At 56.5% G+C, this 14,902-nt stretch carries 15 protein-coding genes and 1 tRNA gene; 8 read left to right on the top strand and 8 right to left on the bottom strand.

All coding sequences use genetic code 11. The features are described from left to right. Positions 1-113 precede the first annotated feature (113 nt). On the top strand, positions 114-422 hold the full coding sequence (locus tag M2Q46_RS09390; RefSeq protein WP_009457917.1) for a DUF485 domain-containing protein: 309 nt from the start codon (positions 114-116) through the stop codon (positions 420-422). Beyond that, positions 419-2,137 (top strand): cation acetate symporter, encoded by a 1,719-nt coding sequence (locus M2Q46_RS09385; RefSeq protein ID WP_035270945.1) that lies wholly within the window; start codon positions 419-421, stop codon positions 2,135-2,137. The genes M2Q46_RS09390 and M2Q46_RS09385 overlap by 4 nt, the downstream gene beginning before the upstream one ends. Positions 2,138-2,327: 190 nt before the next feature. Here M2Q46_RS09385 and paaX read toward each other — a convergent pair whose 3' ends face one another. The 4 genes from paaX to M2Q46_RS09365 all read right to left on the bottom strand — a co-directional run bounded on the left by paaX (position 2,328) and on the right by M2Q46_RS09365 (position 5,598). Beyond that, positions 2,328-3,287, bottom strand: coding sequence for a phenylacetic acid degradation operon negative regulatory protein PaaX (paaX, locus tag M2Q46_RS09380; protein WP_022983507.1), 960 nt, complete (start codon positions 3,285-3,287; stop codon positions 2,328-2,330). Between the two features lie 159 nt (positions 3,288-3,446). Further along, positions 3,447-4,916, bottom strand: coding sequence for a phospholipase D-like domain-containing protein (locus tag M2Q46_RS09375; protein WP_026485269.1), 1,470 nt, complete (start codon positions 4,914-4,916; stop codon positions 3,447-3,449). A 4-nt stretch (positions 4,917-4,920) separates the two neighbouring features. Further along, positions 4,921-5,157: a hypothetical protein gene (locus M2Q46_RS09370; RefSeq protein WP_022983509.1), complete on the bottom strand. Its 237-nt coding sequence runs from the start codon at positions 5,155-5,157 to the stop codon at positions 4,921-4,923. A gap of 365 nt (positions 5,158-5,522) precedes the next feature. Then, positions 5,523-5,598, bottom strand: a tRNA-His gene (locus tag M2Q46_RS09365). 196 nt (positions 5,599-5,794) lie between these two features. Here M2Q46_RS09365 and M2Q46_RS09360 point away from each other — a divergent pair. The 6 genes from M2Q46_RS09360 (at position 5,795) to M2Q46_RS09335 (ending at position 10,481) form a co-directional block, all read left to right on the top strand. After that, positions 5,795-6,421 carry an L-threonylcarbamoyladenylate synthase gene (locus tag M2Q46_RS09360; protein ID WP_009457902.1) on the top strand — a complete coding sequence of 209 codons (627 nt, stop codon included), beginning with the start codon at positions 5,795-5,797 and terminating at the stop codon, positions 6,419-6,421. Positions 6,422-6,580: 159 nt separating this feature from the next. Further along, on the top strand, positions 6,581-7,231 hold the full coding sequence (locus M2Q46_RS09355; protein WP_022983510.1) for a site-2 protease family protein: 651 nt from the start codon (positions 6,581-6,583) through the stop codon (positions 7,229-7,231). Positions 7,232-7,310: 79 nt separating this feature from the next. Then, positions 7,311-8,216 carry a 4-hydroxy-tetrahydrodipicolinate synthase gene (gene dapA / locus M2Q46_RS09350; RefSeq protein ID WP_009457899.1) on the top strand — a complete coding sequence of 302 codons (906 nt, stop codon included), beginning with the start codon at positions 7,311-7,313 and terminating at the stop codon, positions 8,214-8,216. After that, complete coding sequence (gene bamC, locus M2Q46_RS09345; protein ID WP_009457893.1) at positions 8,213-9,346, top strand: outer membrane protein assembly factor BamC; 1,134 nt, start codon at positions 8,213-8,215, stop codon at positions 9,344-9,346. Before dapA ends, bamC begins: the two co-directional genes overlap by 4 nt. Positions 9,347-9,775: 429 nt before the next feature. After that, positions 9,776-10,096: a sigma factor-like helix-turn-helix DNA-binding protein gene (locus M2Q46_RS09340; protein ID WP_083054060.1), complete on the top strand. Its 321-nt coding sequence runs from the start codon at positions 9,776-9,778 to the stop codon at positions 10,094-10,096. A gap of 10 nt (positions 10,097-10,106) precedes the next feature. Next, a complete protein-coding gene (locus M2Q46_RS09335) occupies positions 10,107-10,481 on the top strand; it encodes a DUF4880 domain-containing protein (protein ID WP_302357123.1) in 375 nt (124 codons plus the stop codon). A gap of 16 nt (positions 10,482-10,497) precedes the next feature. Here the strand turns inward: M2Q46_RS09335 and bioD are convergent, their stop codons facing one another. The 4 genes from bioD to M2Q46_RS09315 are packed head-to-tail and all read right to left on the bottom strand — an operon-like array spanning position 10,498 to position 14,893. Next, the gene (gene bioD / locus M2Q46_RS09330) at positions 10,498-11,190 is read right to left on the bottom strand and encodes a dethiobiotin synthase (RefSeq protein ID WP_302357122.1); all 693 of its coding nucleotides are present in this window, start codon (positions 11,188-11,190) and stop codon (positions 10,498-10,500) included. Beyond that, on the bottom strand, positions 11,187-12,527 hold the full coding sequence (bioA, locus tag M2Q46_RS09325; protein ID WP_239055205.1) for an adenosylmethionine--8-amino-7-oxononanoate transaminase: 1,341 nt from the start codon (positions 12,525-12,527) through the stop codon (positions 11,187-11,189). Before bioA ends, bioD begins: the two co-directional genes overlap by 4 nt. 6 nt (positions 12,528-12,533) lie before the next feature. After that, complete coding sequence (locus M2Q46_RS09320; RefSeq protein WP_302357121.1) at positions 12,534-13,700, bottom strand: 8-amino-7-oxononanoate synthase; 1,167 nt, start codon at positions 13,698-13,700, stop codon at positions 12,534-12,536. Next, on the bottom strand, positions 13,697-14,893 hold the full coding sequence (locus M2Q46_RS09315) for a cytochrome P450 (protein WP_115634128.1): 1,197 nt from the start codon (positions 14,891-14,893) through the stop codon (positions 13,697-13,699). Before M2Q46_RS09315 ends, M2Q46_RS09320 begins: the two co-directional genes overlap by 4 nt. Positions 14,894-14,902: the final 9 nt, after the last annotated feature.

The raw sequence follows: 14,902 nt of genomic DNA, 5'->3' as shown, positions 1-14,902 counted from the left end.
GCATAGACGTCGGCAGGCGTCTTCATAGCGCCGTTTTCAGCCTTTTCGGGCTGGGCCGGTTCAATAAGATACGCCAGCAAAATAAGGCGTTCAGAACAATGCGGAGACAAACTATGCAAGACCCCCTTGTAGGTCGGATTACGGCCAATCCTCGCTATCAGAATCTGGTCAAGACTCGGTTGCGGCTGGGTTGGATACTCACCATCGTCATGCTGGTGGCTTACTACAGTTACATCGGCATTATTGCTTTCGACAAGGAATTGTTTGCAGAGCGCTTGGGTGATGGCGTCATGACCCTGGGTATTCCTATTGGTTTTGGAGTCATTGTGTTGGCTGTTGTCATTACGGGCATTTATGTCTGGCGCGCCAATACCAAATTTGACCAAATGGCCAAGGACGTCCTTGAGGAGGTGCGTAAATGAAGCATTCCTACCTTCGTTCCGGCCTGGCTCTGGGCCTGATGCTGGCCAGTCCTGCCTTGCTGGCAGCTGGCGGCGATCTGGGCGAGCTGCAAAAGCAGCCGACCAACTGGACCGCCATCGGCATGTTTGCGGTCTTTGTGCTGGCGACCTTGTGGATTACCAAATGGGCGGCTGCCCGCACCAAGTCGGTCTCTGACTTTTACACGGCAGGTGGCGGTATTACAGGCTTTCAAAACGGCCTGGCCATTGCCGGTGACTATATGTCTGCGGCTTCCTTTTTGGGTATTTCGGCGGCGGTGATGATCAACGGCTACGATGGCCTGATCTACTCCATCGGCTTTCTGGTCGGCTGGCCCATCATTACATTCCTGCTGGCAGAAAAGCTGCGTAACCTGGGCAAATTCACCTTTGCTGACGTAGCCGCTTACCGCTTCCGTCAAGGTCCTATCCGCGCCTTTGCCGCCTCGGGCACGCTGGTTGTGGTTCTGTTCTATCTGATCGCACAGATGGTAGGCGCCGGTCAGTTGATCAAGCTGCTGTTTGGTCTGGAGTACTGGGTGGCTGTGGTGCTGGTGGGCGTGTTGATGATGGTCTACGTGCTGTTTGGCGGCATGACAGCCACCACCTGGGTGCAGATCATCAAAGCTGGCCTGCTGCTGTTCGGTGCTTCCTTCATGGCCATCATGGTGCTGGCACAGTATGGTTTTTCGCCAGAAAAACTGTTCGCTGCGGCTGTGCAGGTCAAGACAGATGCCGCTATTGCAGCCGGTAAAGATGCTGTCCAGGCCTCCACAATTGGTCAAGCCATCATGGGCCCCGGCAACTTCATCAAGGACCCTATCAGCGCGATTTCCTTCGGTATGGCTCTGATGTTTGGTACTGCTGGTCTGCCACACATTCTGATGCGTTTCTTTACCGTGCCTGATGCAAAAGAAGCACGTAAATCCGTGTTCTGGGCAACCACCTGGATTGGTTACTTCTACATCCTGACCTTCATTATTGGTTTCGGCGCTATCGTGCTGGTGTCCACCAATCCTCGCTTCCTGGAAGTTGGCGGCGATCTGATTGGCGGTTCTAATATGGCCGCTGTGCACTTGGCTGATGCTGTTGGTGGCGACGTGTTCCTGGGCTTTATGTCGGCAGTGGCGTTTGCCACGATTCTGGCTGTGGTGGCTGGTTTGACGCTCTCCGGTACATCCGCCGTGTCGCACGACCTGTACTCCACGCTGATCAAGAAGGGCGAAGCCACGAACGAGGAAGTCATGCGTGTATCGCGCACTACCACCTTGATCCTGGGTGTGGTTGCCGTGCTGCTGGGTATTATTTTCGAGAAGCAGAACATCGCCTTCATGGTGTCTCTGGCCTTCGCGATTGCTGCCTCGGCTAACTTCCCGGTCCTGTTCCTGTCCATTCTGTGGAAAGGCTGCACGACACGTGGTGCCACGATTGGTGGTTTCCTGGGCTTGATCGTTGCCTTGTTGCTGACCTTGCTCTCGCCTTCGGTGTGGGAAGCTACGCTGGGCAATCCAGCCGGCTCTTCGCCATTCCCTTATGCGTCGGCAGCGCTGTTCTCCATGCCTTTGGCTTTCGTGGCGATCTGGTTCTTCTCGATCACTGACCGTAGTCCACGTGCCGAGATCGACCGTGCCGGTTTCGAGGCTCAGTCGGTACGCTCCGAGACGGGTGTGGGTGCAGAAGCAGCGTCTGCGCACTAATCTGCTCTGACAGGCCGGGCTTGTTTGCCCGTGCCTGAGCCTGATTGTTAAGGGCGCAAAAAAACCCGGTGTGATTCAGATCACACCGGGTTTTTTATTTGCCCATACAGCTATTGCGGTCAGTACTGCTGGTCGTGTGCTGCGGATATCAAGCACACAGCAGTCAGTCTCTCTATTCAGGGATTCAGCTTCAGGCCTGAGTCTCGGACGGGACGGGCAGGCCGTCAAAACGCTCGTAGAAGTAGGCGGCGGCCTCCGGTGCCTGTTCATCCTCGGCCCGCAAGGTGGACAGAATATAGCGCTCGGCCTTGCCGCAGACCTGACGGTATACATCCCGGCACAGCTCATAAGCCTGTTTCCCTGCCCAGCCTGCTGGCAGCAGCTCAATAGGCAGTTGAGGGTCGTGCAGCTGAATACGGCGGAACTCGTGAATCAGCAGGGTGCGAATCACAAAGGCCAGCTCGTCGTTATAGTCATGGCCTGCATCCAGCATGGCCAGAGCGGGCGCAAAGCGCTGGATGAACTGACCGTAGCCGCTGGCCACCTGGGCCAGATCCCAGCTGTCCTGAATCAGTTGGGACAGAGGGCGGGTTTGCGGCAGTTGGGAAGGTTCCAGCTTGCCCACATACACCTGCGACTGCGCCTGTGTCGCCTGCAGGATGTAATCCAGAATCGTGTGATCCGGGTTGGGGTGCAGGAAAGCGGTGGGTGACAAGGCGCAAAAGCCCTCCCACAGCAGTTCCTTGCGCAGGTCTGCCCGTTGCTTGGAGTTCATCATCAAGCTGGGCATGCTGAAGATCAGCGTCCATTGCCCGTCCCAGGCCAGATAGGTCGGGGTGTAGATGCGTTGATACGCGTGTTCGAAGCGCTGGCTGGCTTCGGGACGCAAGGTGTACTGGCTACGTCGCCCTTCGCGCTGCGCGCTCAGCCAGCCCTCCTCGGCCAGCCTGTACACGCTGGTGCGCACCAGTCGGTCGCTGATCCCGAAGGGGGCCAGCAACTGAATCAAACTGCCTAGCCAAAGTTTGCCGCCATGTGGGCGAATCACGTCGCCAAACAAGGTCATGACCAGGGACTTGGCTCGGGGAGGGCGGTTTTCCAGATGGTGGGCGGCCCATTGGGCCAGGTCGGAATAAGGAAGCTCGGACATTGTTTTTTTAATGGCGCTCAAGTCTGTTTTGGAACGGCACGCCTGTCTGTGTAGACCGTTTAAGCGCTTGATTATAAAGGGTGGGTGCGCAAGCGGATTGAAAGATTGTGCAAGCCAGGGGCTTTCTTGAAGCTTGCAGCAGTTTCAGGTGCGCACACATTACAGATAGGGGCTGGCCAGCCAAATCAGGCGGTTGCGCAAGCGCTTGCCAAAGCCGATTGAACTTAAGGACTCCAGGCTGACGGCTTCGGCGTCCTCAATTTCCAGATCAATCAGGTTCTGGATTTGGCGGGCCGTGTCGCGGCTGTAGATTTCTACGTCCAGCTCGAAGTTCAATCGCAAGCTGCGCGGGTCCAGATTGGACGAACCAATATAAGACCAGACTCCGTCAATCGTCATGAGCTTGGAGTGGTTGAAGGGGCCGCTGGCGCGCCAGACCCGGCAGCCTGCGCGCAGCACCTGATCCAGTTGGGCTGTCATGGCGTAATTGACCAGGCGCAGATTGTTTTGCCCGGGGATGACGATATCCACTTGAATGCCGCGTCGGGCGGCGGTGTTCAAGGCACCCAACAGAATCTGATCGGGCAGAAAGTAGGGAGACTGAATACGGATATGGCGCTGGGCAATGGCAAACGCCCCTTGCAGCATATGGTGGGTACTGGCCATGAAACGGTCCGGGCCCGAAGCAATGCAGCGAGCCGGAACGTGAGGTCTGGGGGCGGGCGAGGAACTGGCATGCCAGTAAGCGGGCGATAGATCTTCGCGAGTCGTGAACTGCCAGTCGTGGCGGAAAGAAGCCAGCAATTGCATGACTGCCGGGCCTTCCAGGCGGAAATGGGTGTCTTGAGAGGGCTTGCCGTCGCTGTACTGCGCCATAAAGGACTCACGCAGATTCATGCCGCCGGTAAAACCTACCGTGCCATCCACAATCAGCAATTTGCGGTGACTGCGCAGATTGGCGTAGGGCATGCGCAGAAAGCCCAGGGGGTTGGTCATGAACAAAGCGCAGCGTATGCCTTCGCGGCGCAGCAATCGAACAATGGGCGTACGCGAATATTTCGCCCCGATGGCATCGACCAGCACACGAATCTGCACGCCACGTTGATGGGCGCGCGACAGGGCGCTGACAAATTCACGCCCCAGGCGATCGCTATCGAAGATATAGCTTTGCAAGGCAATGGTGCTGTGGGCCTGATCAATGGCTTCCAGCATGGCAGGATAAGCCTGATCGCCGCCGACCAGAACGCGCACATTATTGCCATTGCGTAGTTGACTGCGGCTGACGCGGTCACCCAGAATTTGCAAAGAGCGAAACGGTGCGCCGACCAGGGCACCAATGTCCGAGACGGGAGGGTGCAGATAGGTGACCTGTTCATAGAACACGTCTGCACTTTGTTCCAGAAGGCTTTGTCTGCGTACGCGGTTGATCCCGGCAATCAAATACAGGAATGGCCCGAGCAGGGGCGACATGATGATGACGCCCACCCAGCTGATGGCGGCGCGGACATCATTTTTGGTCATGGCGGCATGAATGGCCGCTGAAGCGCCCAGTATCACGCTGAGCGCCAAGGCTAGATGCGGCCAGTAATCGTGCAGCAGGGAGCGCAGGTGTATCAGATGCTCTTGCATGGGTTCAGGTGCTACGGTTCTTGTCAGGCAGGTCCGGGCGTTGGTAGAGGCTGTGCATCCAGGACGGGTTCGGTTCGCCGCGGGCGGCAAACTGTTGCAGGCGGGAGGGAGAGCGCCATACGCCACCGCCTATGCCAGGCGAGGGCTGGACGCCATACCAGAACCATTGGCCATCTTCATCCTGTGCAAGCCAGTCCCAATTGACGGGTGCCTGATCCCAGCAGGGGAAACCGAGTGTCATCAGCAAACTTCCAGAAAATGGGACAGATTAGAGTATAAGAAAGCGTGGTTTTGTGCCAGTTTCTATTACAGAGGAGGCGGGCTGAAATGCCGGGTGTTTGATGGGGGAGGGGCTTTTGCTGTGCGGGCCTGCCAACTCGAAGGGCTGGGTCGCAGGCGAAAGCCAGGACTGGCCTGGGGTTCACAATCAAACACAGTTTATTGTCCAGCCTGAACTTGCGTGGGGTGTGCGAAGGCGGCAAACTTGTTACGATGAACAAACGCAAAAAAGCCCGCTGCGTGGCGGGCTTTCAAGTATGTTTTTTCCAGTTCCTGGTCTTGTCACCATTTAAGGAGAGTTGCAAAACCTTGGAAGCGGTAAATTTCTGGGGTGACCGATGGGGCTCGAACCCACGACAACCGGAATCACAATCCGGGACTCTACCAACTGAGCTACGGTCACCACTGTTTACTGCTTTTTTTGCTTCCGGCCTACATCAAGGTGGGCTGTGAAGTAAAAAATGTATTCTAGCATGCTTTTTTTAAAGAATGCAACACTCGTGCAAGAATACTTCGACCCTGAGTCTTGCTCCGGTCTTGCCGGTTAGAGCGTGACTCAGGTTTAATGATTTCCCCTCGTAATAGCAAGGAAGCGCGAAATGTCTCAATTATTCGTCGTTCATCCCGAAAATCCTCAACCCCGCGCATTGGCTCAAGCAGCCGAACTATTGGCGAAAGGAGGGCTGCTCGCCATTCCTACCGATTCCAGTTATGCCGTTGTCGCTCGCCTGGATGACAAGTCCGCCGCTGACAACCTGCGTCGTTTGCGTGGTTTGGATGATCGTCATCATCTGACCTTGCTGTGTCGTGATCTGGCCGAGATCAGCCACTTTGCCAAAGTGGATAACCCGCAGTATCGCTTGTTGAAGATGGCCACCCCTGGCCCGTGGACGTTCATTTTGGAAGCTACCAAGGAAGTGCCGCGCCGCGTGTCGCACCCTTCGCGCAAAACCATTGGTATTCGGGTGCCCGACCAGAAAGTGGCCCTGGCCCTGATGGAAGAAGTCGGCAGCCCCTTGATTTCCACCACGCTGATTCCTGAGGGCGAAGACGAACCCTTGAACGACGCCCAGGAAATTCTGGACCGTTATGCCCATCAGTTGGCGGCGGTTGTCGATGGTGGGCCTTGCCCCTTGCAGGCCACTACCGTGATCGATCTGACCGGCCCTACGCCGGAGGTGTTGCGTCGTGGCTCGGGTGATCCTGCCACTTTGGGCCTGTCCTGATCTGCGGGCTTGCACAAAACTCGCGTCCAGGTGCCTATCCGTGTTTCAATTCTGAACCTTGGGGCAGCACTCGCTGTCCCAATCAGACAGGCTGATGACAGGCGACTTATCGTCTTGAAAAAGTAGGGGATAAGTCCCCGGCCTGGACCAAGGATCACCATGGACTCTTTTATACAGACCTTGACGGTCTATGCTTTACCAGTCATTTTCGGTATTACGCTGCATGAAGCTGCCCACGGCTACGTCGCCCGCATGTTTGGCGACCCGACGGCCATGCTGGCCGGTCGCATCAGCCTGAACCCACTGCGTCATATCGACCCTATCGGCACGATTGTGGTGCCGGCGGTGCTGTTGCTGTCCAGCGCCATGATGGGCATGGGCGGCATTCTGTTTGGCTGGGCTAAACCCGTCCCTGTGGATTGGGGCCGCCTGCGCAATCCCAAGCGCGACATGCTCTGGGTTGCTCTGGCCGGACCGGCCTCCAATATGCTGATGGCTATCTTGTGGGTTCTGTATGCCCATTTGATGGTCAAGATCGGGCAGGGTGACAGCCGCTTCTGGATGGGCATGGCGGTGGCCGGTGTGCAGGTCAACCTGGTTCTGATGGCACTGAATCTGCTGCCTTTGCCGCCTTTGGATGGCGGGCGCATTGTATTTAGTCTATTGCCTAATCGTTTGGCCTATCATTATTCTCGTATCGAGCCTTATGGCATGGTCATTTTGATCCTGCTGATGTTTACCGGCGTACTGTGGACCCTGATGAGTCCCTTGATTGCGCTGGGCGAAGGCATATTGAAATGGTTCTTATGATTTAACGGCTTATCCGTTAAACTTGTGAGTCATATTTTTTTTCGGCTATAGGGCCTTAAACCCGGAGATTCATCTCATCATGGCAAGTTCGGACTCTGCTATTTCCAATTTTCAGGGCAGCATGGTTGCCCTTGTTACACCCATGGATCCCAATGGGGGTCTGGATTTTGCCGCTTACCGAAAGCTGATCGACTGGCACATTCAGGAAGGAACGCGTGTGCTGGTGGTCGTTGGAACCTCGGGCGAATCGCCCACGGTGTCGGTTGATGAGCACGCTGAACTGATCAAGGTAGCCGTTGAACACGCGGCTGGCCGTGTGCCCGTGATTGCCGGTGTGGGTGGCAACTCCACTCGCGAGGCCATCGAACTGTCGCGTCACGCCCAGGAAGTGGGTGCAGACGCCGGTTTGTCGGTGGTGCCTTACTACAACCGTCCTACTCAGGAAGGCATGTACCAGCACTTCCGCGCCATTGCAGAAGCGGTGGATCTGCCGCAGTTCCTGTACAACGTGCCGGGTCGTACCGTGGCTGATCTGCAGAACGACACCGTGCTGCGTCTGGCTCAAATCCCCAACATCATCGGTATCAAGGACGCAACGGGCGATCTGGCTCGTGGCGGCTTGCTGCTGCGTGATGCCCCCGAAGATTTCATAGTGGTCAGCGGCGATGATCCTACCGCTGCTTCGTATATCTTGCTGGGCGCCAAAGGCAATATCTCCGTGACGGCCAACGTGGCCCCACGCCTGATGAGCCAGTTGTGCCAGGCCGCTTTGGATATGGACGTACCGACGGTACGCCGTTTGAATGCCTATCTGGCAGGTCTGAACAAGAACCTGTTTGTTGAGGCTAACCCCATCCCCGTGAAATGGGCAGTTGCAGAAATGGGCCTTACTCAGCTGGGATATCGTTTACCATTGACGCCGTTAAATGCACAGCATCACGAGTTGCTGCGTCAATCTTTGAAACTTGCGGATCTTCTTCCATGATTGCAAAGCCAGTTAATAAAAGCCTGATCGGGCTGTCTTTGAGCCTGTTGGTGCTGTCGGGCTGCTCGACGATGGACCAGATTATGGGCCAGGGCGAGTCGGTTAATTACAAGAGTACGGTAGCAGGCGATCCCTTGAGCATTCCGCCGGATCTGACCCAGGCCAACCGCGACGCACATTACCGTGCGCCAGAAGGTGCCACGTCTTACTCGGTCTACTCGCAAGGTCAAACCGCGCAGCAGGCCAAGGGCGGTGCCGATACGATCCTGCCTCAGTCTGATGCCATCAAGGTGATGCGCGATGGCGATCTGCGCTGGCTGGTCGTAGACCGCCCCGTGGAAGACCTGTTCCCCCGCATCGTCGATTTCTGGGGTGAGCATGGTTTTACCATTCAGTCCCAGGATCCCCGTGCCGGCTTGATTCAGACCGACTGGGCTGAAAACCGTGCCAAGATTCCAGAAAGCTGGATACGCAGTGCCTTGGGTTCCATCATTGACCAGGTCTTTGATAGCGGCGAACGTGACCGCTTCCGTACCCGCTTTGAGCGTGTCGGCAACAAAACCGAAATCTATGTGTCCCACCAGCACATGGAAGAAACACCCACGGCAGACGGTTCCGCCTTTAAATGGGTGTTCGCCAAAGAAGATCCAGGTCTGAATGCGGCCATGCTGGCTCGCATGATGGTCTTCCTGGGCTCGGATATTGAAACAGCACGTGAACAAGTAGCCAACGCTTCCAAGGATCCTTCCAGCGTTCAGGTCCAGGCGTCGGACAAGGGCGATCAGGCTGAGTTGATGCTGAACGAGTCCTTTGATCGTGCATGGCGTCGTGTTGGCGTAGCCATCGACTCCGCCGGTTTCTCGGTTGAGGATCGTGACCGTTCCGCTGGCGAGTTCTTCATCCGCTATCTGGATTCGGATACCGGCGAGAAGATCGAGCAGCAAAACATCATTGGCCGCATCTTCGGCAGCCGCAACACCGCCGAAGCCACACCCTTCCGCATCAAGCTGAGCGCCCAAGGTGCTGGCACTCGCGTAACGGTGCTGGATCAGCAAGGTCAGGAGCAGACCACGCCGACAGCCAAGCGCATCATCAATGTGCTGTCTACCAATCTGCGCCCCGGCAACTGATTGTTTTGAGTCGGCCTGTGGGCCGTCTGGAAAAAGCCCTGGTTTCATGCCAGGGCTTTTTTTATGCACTAGCTCCGTTCTGAGTTACTTTGGCTCTCTTTCTCTTGTCGAAGAGGAGCCAACAGAGGCCAGGAATCTGGCGAGGTCAGCGCGATTAGCGCTGGCTTTCCCTTTACAGAAGAAGAGGTCATTGGGGGCATTTCCTGAAAGGACACAGTCTCTTTTCCAGGCTGCGCTGCGCTCTGTTTGTAGCGCCTGGATTGCGGTGCTCCCTGAAATGGTGCAAAGCCTTTCTTTGGCAGAGACTTGAGAGGGGCCATCTTTTATTTTGTGAGCAGAGTTAATCTTTCTTGAGCAGGGCTGGACTTTCTCTAAAACAGTAAAGATAATAGGAACCATTATCATTTGATGTGTTTTAGGGAGTGGCCCATGCTGAAATCGTTTTGCCGTAACGGTTTAAGTTTTTGCCTGCGTATGCTGCGTGGCACACAAGCCTCTGCTCACGCTCCTTCTGAACCGGGTGCTCGTATGCTGGCCATGATCGAGGCCTTGCCTCGCCGTCGTCGTGAAGCCTTTGTGCTGCATCGCTTCGAGGGCCTGAACTACAAAGAAATTGCGACACGCATGGGTACCAGCCCTCAAGTGGTTGAGCACTATATCCGCATGGCCATGTTGGCGTGCCGCCATAATCCGGCACCGCTCAATCGGGCGGACGGGGCAGTGCCGCGTCCTGCTGGTTCGTATGTCTAAGGACGAACACATGCAGCACATTGATGAGCAGGCCTTGAGCTGGCTGCTCAAACAGCACGACCCCAAACATCAGAATGATGCCCGCAGCCAGTCTGCTTTCCGGGCCTGGTTGTCCATTGATCCCGAGCATCAGGCCGCCTTCTTGCGCTGGAAGCTGGAGTGGGAAGCCATGGATGGAATCAGCGAAGAGCATCTGAGTCGTTTGCGTGCAAACTCCTGGCAAGCCGCAGGCGCGGCAGGGTCGGGGACATGGCGTCAACGTTTGCTAAATAGCTGTTTGGACGCCTGGTCCACTAACTCGGCCTTGCGCTTTGCCTTGGGTGGCGCCGTGTGTCTGCTGTTGGGAGTGGCATTTTTGGGTAGCGTAGGTAGCTACTTTCTATAAGTCTTGTGCAAAGCGCCTAGTTCTTATCTCCCCATGGCGAGCGTAGATATTGCGCTGCTTGCTGGATACGCTCATCCAGTGTTGTGGCTTCCAATCTGGGAATGACGCCCAGGCAAGGGCTCGGCAGATAGTCATGCAGCGTTTGCAGGTTCTCCTGGGCATAACTCATCTCCGGTCCTATGTGGTTGGCGACCCAGCCCAGCAAGTTCAAGCCGCTGGCGCGTATGGCTTGAGCCGTCAGCAAAGCGTGATTCAAGGCACCCAAACGTAGACCGATAACCAGCACCACAGGTAGTTGCAAGGCTTGCGCTAAATCTACGCCTGTCCGTCCTTGCCCCAAGGGCAGCATGAAGCCTCCTACTCCTTCAACGATTGCATGATCGGCCTGCTTCGCCACTGTTTGAATCGTTTTTTTGATCAGAGCCGGGTCTATTTCGATTCCTGCTTGTTCAGCCAGAATATGGGGTGCCGCAGCGGGCTTAAACAAGTACGGTGTCAGGGTTTCGGGAGCGAGCTTCAGGCTGGAATGCCGCGCCAGTGCATCCACATCTTCGTTCTGTAAACGTCCTTCTACCTCTACGGCCCCCGAAGCAATGGGTTTGATGCCGAGCGTGCGTGCGCCGCTTTGGCTTAGTAAATGAAGTAAAGCCGAGCTGACCAGCGTTTTGCCAATTTCCGTATCGGTGCCCGTCACAAAGCAGGCCCTCATGCGTATTCCTTCAGCAGACGACCCAGCCCATGCAGGCAATGCTCCACCTCTTTTGTGCCCCAGAGATAGCCGGGCATCAGGTACACCGTATTGCCGATAGGGCGTAGCATCAATCCCTGCTGCAAAGCAGAGCGGTAAAAGCGCCGGGCAAAGCCCTGGTGATCGTAGCGAGCTGGGCCTGTGTCCAGATCAAAGGCCCAGATTACCCCGCAGCGGCGCAGATGCTGCATCTTGGGATAGTGCCGGTTCAGTCTATGCAAACCTTCATCAAGAGCTTGTCCCAGCGTTTTTTGCAGCTCGTAGACGGGGTATTGCTGGAACAAGTCCAGCGTGGCCAGCGCGGCTCGGCAGGCCAGGGGATTGCCGGTATAAGAATGGGAATGCAGAAAGCCCCTGCGCAAGTCCTGGTCATAAAACCCTTGATAAATCGAGGGGCTGGATAGCACTACGGACAAGGGCAGCGTGCCGCCGGTAATTCCCTTGGACAAGCACAGCAGGTCAGGCCAGATACCGGCCTGCTCGCAGGCAAAGAACGTGCCGGTACGGCCGCAACCCACGGCAATCTCGTCCAGAATCAAATGCACCTGATAGCGGTCACACAGCTCGCGCACGCCGCGTAGATAGTCGGGGGAGTGCATGTGCATGCCAGCCGCACATTGCACTAGCGGCTCCAGAATGACGGCGGCAATGTCCTGATGACCATCCAGAATCTGCTCCAGCGAGTGCAGTGCGTTTTCGGTGACCTGCGTGTGTTCGTCCGGGCTAGTGGCTTGACGCAGATCGGGGCTGGCTGCGGTGTATTGCTGGCCCAGCTGTGTGCCGTAGTTTTCCCGAAACAAGGGCACGTCGGTCACGGCCAGAGCACCCAGTGTTTCGCCGTGGTATCCCTGCGCGATGCCTACAAAGCGGTGCTTGTGTTCCTGGCCTTGGTTGCGCCAGTAGTGCACGCTCAGCTTCAGGGCAATCTCAACCGCGGAAGCACCGTCGCTGGCATAAAAAGCATGGCCTAAACGATGGTCACTCAAAATGGCTAGGCGTTCGGAAAGCTGCACAACCGGCTCATGGGTCAGGCCGCAGAGCATGATGTGATCCAGTTGCTGAACCTGATCGCTAATGGCTTGCACCAGATGCGGGTGGCTATGGCCAAACAGATTCACCCACCAGGAGCTGATGGCGTCCAGATAGGCGTTGCCGTCGGCATCATGAAGCCAGGCGCCTTGGGCGCGTTTGATTGCCAGTAGCGGCACGCCTTGATCGTGATGCTGCATCTGAGTGCAAGGATGCCAGACCGCTTGCAGGCTGCGTTGGGCCAAAGGGGGAAAGGAGTTTGAGTTCATGGCAAATCACCGTAAAGAGTGGGCGGCTTCATGTAGTGCCTGGACTAGTTTTTCAATGTCCTGTTGCCGGTGGGCGGCAGACAGGGATATGCGTAATCGGGCTTGATGGCGGGGAACGGTAGGCGGGCGTATGGCCGGTGCCCAAATACCTTTTTGCAGGAGGGTTTCGGCCAGTTGCAAAGCAGGTTCTACCTCGCCAATCAACAGGCTTTGCACGGGCGTATCGGAGGGAGCTAGACGCCAGGGCAGATCCTGGTTCAAGGTTTGCAGCGTCTGGATATGCTCTTTCAACAAGGTCCGCTGGGGCTGGGCTTGTTTGATCAGTTGCAGACAGGCCAGCAAGGACGCACAATGCGCCGGGGCCAAGCCGGTGCTGTACACATAGCTGCGGGCGGATTGCGTGAACCAGTCGGCCAGCTTGCGGGAGCAGGCAATAAATGCACCACCCTGACCGGCCGCCTTGCCAAACGTCCCCAGATAAATAAGACGTCGCCGCTGCGTGGTCGTGAGCTGGAAATGCTCAGGCGCTCCGCGTCCGTTCTCACCCAAAATTCCCAGACCATGTGCATCGTCCAGATACAGCAAGGCATCGTGGCGTTCGCATAAGGCGATCAGCTCATCGACCTGGGCTATTGTCCCGTCCATGCTGAACAGGCTGTCCGAGATCACCAGTTTGAAGCCTGGTGTTGGCCTGCCGAGCAAATCATCCAGCCGTGCCATATCCCTATGGGGATAGACACGTAAACGAGCGCCGGATAGGCGGCTGGCATCAATCAGGCTGGCGTGGTTAAGCCTGTCACAAAAGATCGTGTCGCCCGTTCCGACCAGCGCAGGAATCACGCCCAGGCTGGCTTGATAACCGCTGACAAAAAGACGGCTGGCCTCGAAGCCACTCCATTTTGCCAGCTCCTGCTCCAGTGCTTCAGCCAGCGCATGATGCCCACAAATCAGCGGGGATGCCGTCGCTCCGGCGACGTCTTGTGCTTCTAGCCGTTTGAGTTGTGGATGCTGACTAAGGCCCAGATAGTCATTGCTGGCGAAATTCAGCAAGACCTGGCCATTGCGTTCGATATGGGCGTTTGGCAAGGGGCGGCTGATTGCTCTTTGGCGCCACAGTTTCCTGGTCTTCAAAGTTTCCAGTTGTTGATCCAGATGAACGAGAAAAGCACTCATGACTGTGCCGCCCGGTATTGAACCGGCAAGCGGTTCCAGCCCCGATAGGCGGGGAGCCGAATACGCTCACCTTGCGTCCATTGCAGGCGAGGGAGCAAAGGCAGGAATTGCTCAAGTACGAGCTTGGCTTCCAGCTGCACCAAACCGGCTCCCAGGCAATGATGAATTCCGTGTCCCATGGATAGCTCGGCCTGATTGTTGCGGCTGAAGTCCAGATCGTCGGGATTGGCAAACACCGCCGGATCGCGGTTGGCAGCGCCCAAGAGCAAAAGCAGCAACTGCCCCTTGCGCAAATGCTGACCATGCCAGTGCTGGTCATGCATCAAACGTCTGGCCGTGTACTGAATCGGGCTGTCGTGACGCAGCACCTCTTTGATCGCGGCAGGAATTTTCTGCGGATTCGCTAGCAAGTCCTGCAGCGTTGTGGAGTCGGCCAGCAGTGCTTGAAACAGGGAGCTAAGCAGATGCCGGGAGGTTTCATAGCCTGCAAAGAGCAACATACAGGACTGTGCCAAGCGCTCGCGTCTGCCTTGAAGGGAAAGCTGCTCATCATGCAAAAGCCGCCAGGCCAACCCGCCTCCTTGCAGATTGGCACTGTTGCCTAGAAAGTCAGCCATATCCAGCAAGGCGTCCTGGGAGCTTCTCAGCAAAGGCATGTCCGGCGTGGCTTGTCCGATAAAACCTGCCAGTTGCTCTGACCAGGCCTGAAAAACAGACAAAGGCAGTTGCTCCAAGCCGAGCACGTCCATCATGACCAAGGCGGGGAGCGGGCGACAGACCTCATCAACCAGATCTGCAGAGCCGTGCCGCAGCTTGGCTTTTAACTCAAGGTGGATGTGCGCAACGCGCTTCTCAATCGTGCTGTGCAGGGTTTCCAAAGCCTTCGCACTAAAAGCGGCATTCACTACTCGTCTGACGCGTGTGTGACGGGGGCGGTCCAGAAAGACCAGTGTCCTGGCCATCAAGCCCTTGAAGGCTTGCAAACGAGGGGAAGGATCAGCGCCAGCCTGGGCCACCCACCCGCCAACACGCCGCACACTTAAATCGGGATTGCGCAGGGCAGCTTGTACATCGCTGTGCCTATGAACTAACCACGCCCCACCGCAGAAATCCGCATCCCAAACCAAAGGCGGCCCCTGACGAAGACGGGCATAAGCCGCATAGGGTGACGCAAGATCGAAATCGCCAAACATGACACCGTT

This window comes from Alcaligenes sp. YSL9, assembly GCF_030515105.1.
Taxonomy (GTDB): Bacteria; Pseudomonadota; Gammaproteobacteria; order Burkholderiales; family Burkholderiaceae_B; genus Alcaligenes; species Alcaligenes phenolicus.
The sequence above is the reverse complement of the archived record's forward strand: the minus strand, read 5'-3'. Positions and strand labels throughout refer to the sequence as shown.

Excerpts from the sequence above, each read along its gene's own strand:
- dapA (WP_009457899.1), top strand. The coding sequence starts at position 7,311 with ATGGCAAGTTCGGACTCTGCTATTTCCAATTTTCAGGGCAGCATGGTT.
- M2Q46_RS09320 (WP_302357121.1), bottom strand. The coding sequence starts at position 13,700 with ATGAGTGCTTTTCTCGTTCATCTGGATCAACAACTGGAAACTTTGAAG.
- M2Q46_RS09360 (WP_009457902.1), top strand. The coding sequence starts at position 5,795 with ATGTCTCAATTATTCGTCGTTCATCCCGAAAATCCTCAACCCCGCGCA.
- M2Q46_RS09385 (WP_035270945.1), top strand. The coding sequence starts at position 419 with ATGAAGCATTCCTACCTTCGTTCCGGCCTGGCTCTGGGCCTGATGCTG.
- bioD (WP_302357122.1), bottom strand. The coding sequence starts at position 11,190 with ATGAGGGCCTGCTTTGTGACGGGCACCGATACGGAAATTGGCAAAACG.
- bioA (WP_239055205.1), bottom strand. The coding sequence starts at position 12,527 with ATGAACTCAAACTCCTTTCCCCCTTTGGCCCAACGCAGCCTGCAAGCG.
- M2Q46_RS09335 (WP_302357123.1), top strand. The coding sequence starts at position 10,107 with ATGCAGCACATTGATGAGCAGGCCTTGAGCTGGCTGCTCAAACAGCAC.
- M2Q46_RS09370 (WP_022983509.1), bottom strand. The coding sequence starts at position 5,157 with ATGACACTCGGTTTCCCCTGCTGGGATCAGGCACCCGTCAATTGGGAC.
- M2Q46_RS09375 (WP_026485269.1), bottom strand. The coding sequence starts at position 4,916 with ATGCAAGAGCATCTGATACACCTGCGCTCCCTGCTGCACGATTACTGG.
- M2Q46_RS09355 (WP_022983510.1), top strand. The coding sequence starts at position 6,581 with ATGGACTCTTTTATACAGACCTTGACGGTCTATGCTTTACCAGTCATT.
- M2Q46_RS09390 (WP_009457917.1), top strand. The coding sequence starts at position 114 with ATGCAAGACCCCCTTGTAGGTCGGATTACGGCCAATCCTCGCTATCAG.
- paaX (WP_022983507.1), bottom strand. The coding sequence starts at position 3,287 with ATGTCCGAGCTTCCTTATTCCGACCTGGCCCAATGGGCCGCCCACCAT.
- bamC (WP_009457893.1), top strand. The coding sequence starts at position 8,213 with ATGATTGCAAAGCCAGTTAATAAAAGCCTGATCGGGCTGTCTTTGAGC.
- M2Q46_RS09315 (WP_115634128.1), bottom strand. The coding sequence starts at position 14,893 with ATGTTTGGCGATTTCGATCTTGCGTCACCCTATGCGGCTTATGCCCGT.
- M2Q46_RS09340 (WP_083054060.1), top strand. The coding sequence starts at position 9,776 with ATGCTGAAATCGTTTTGCCGTAACGGTTTAAGTTTTTGCCTGCGTATG.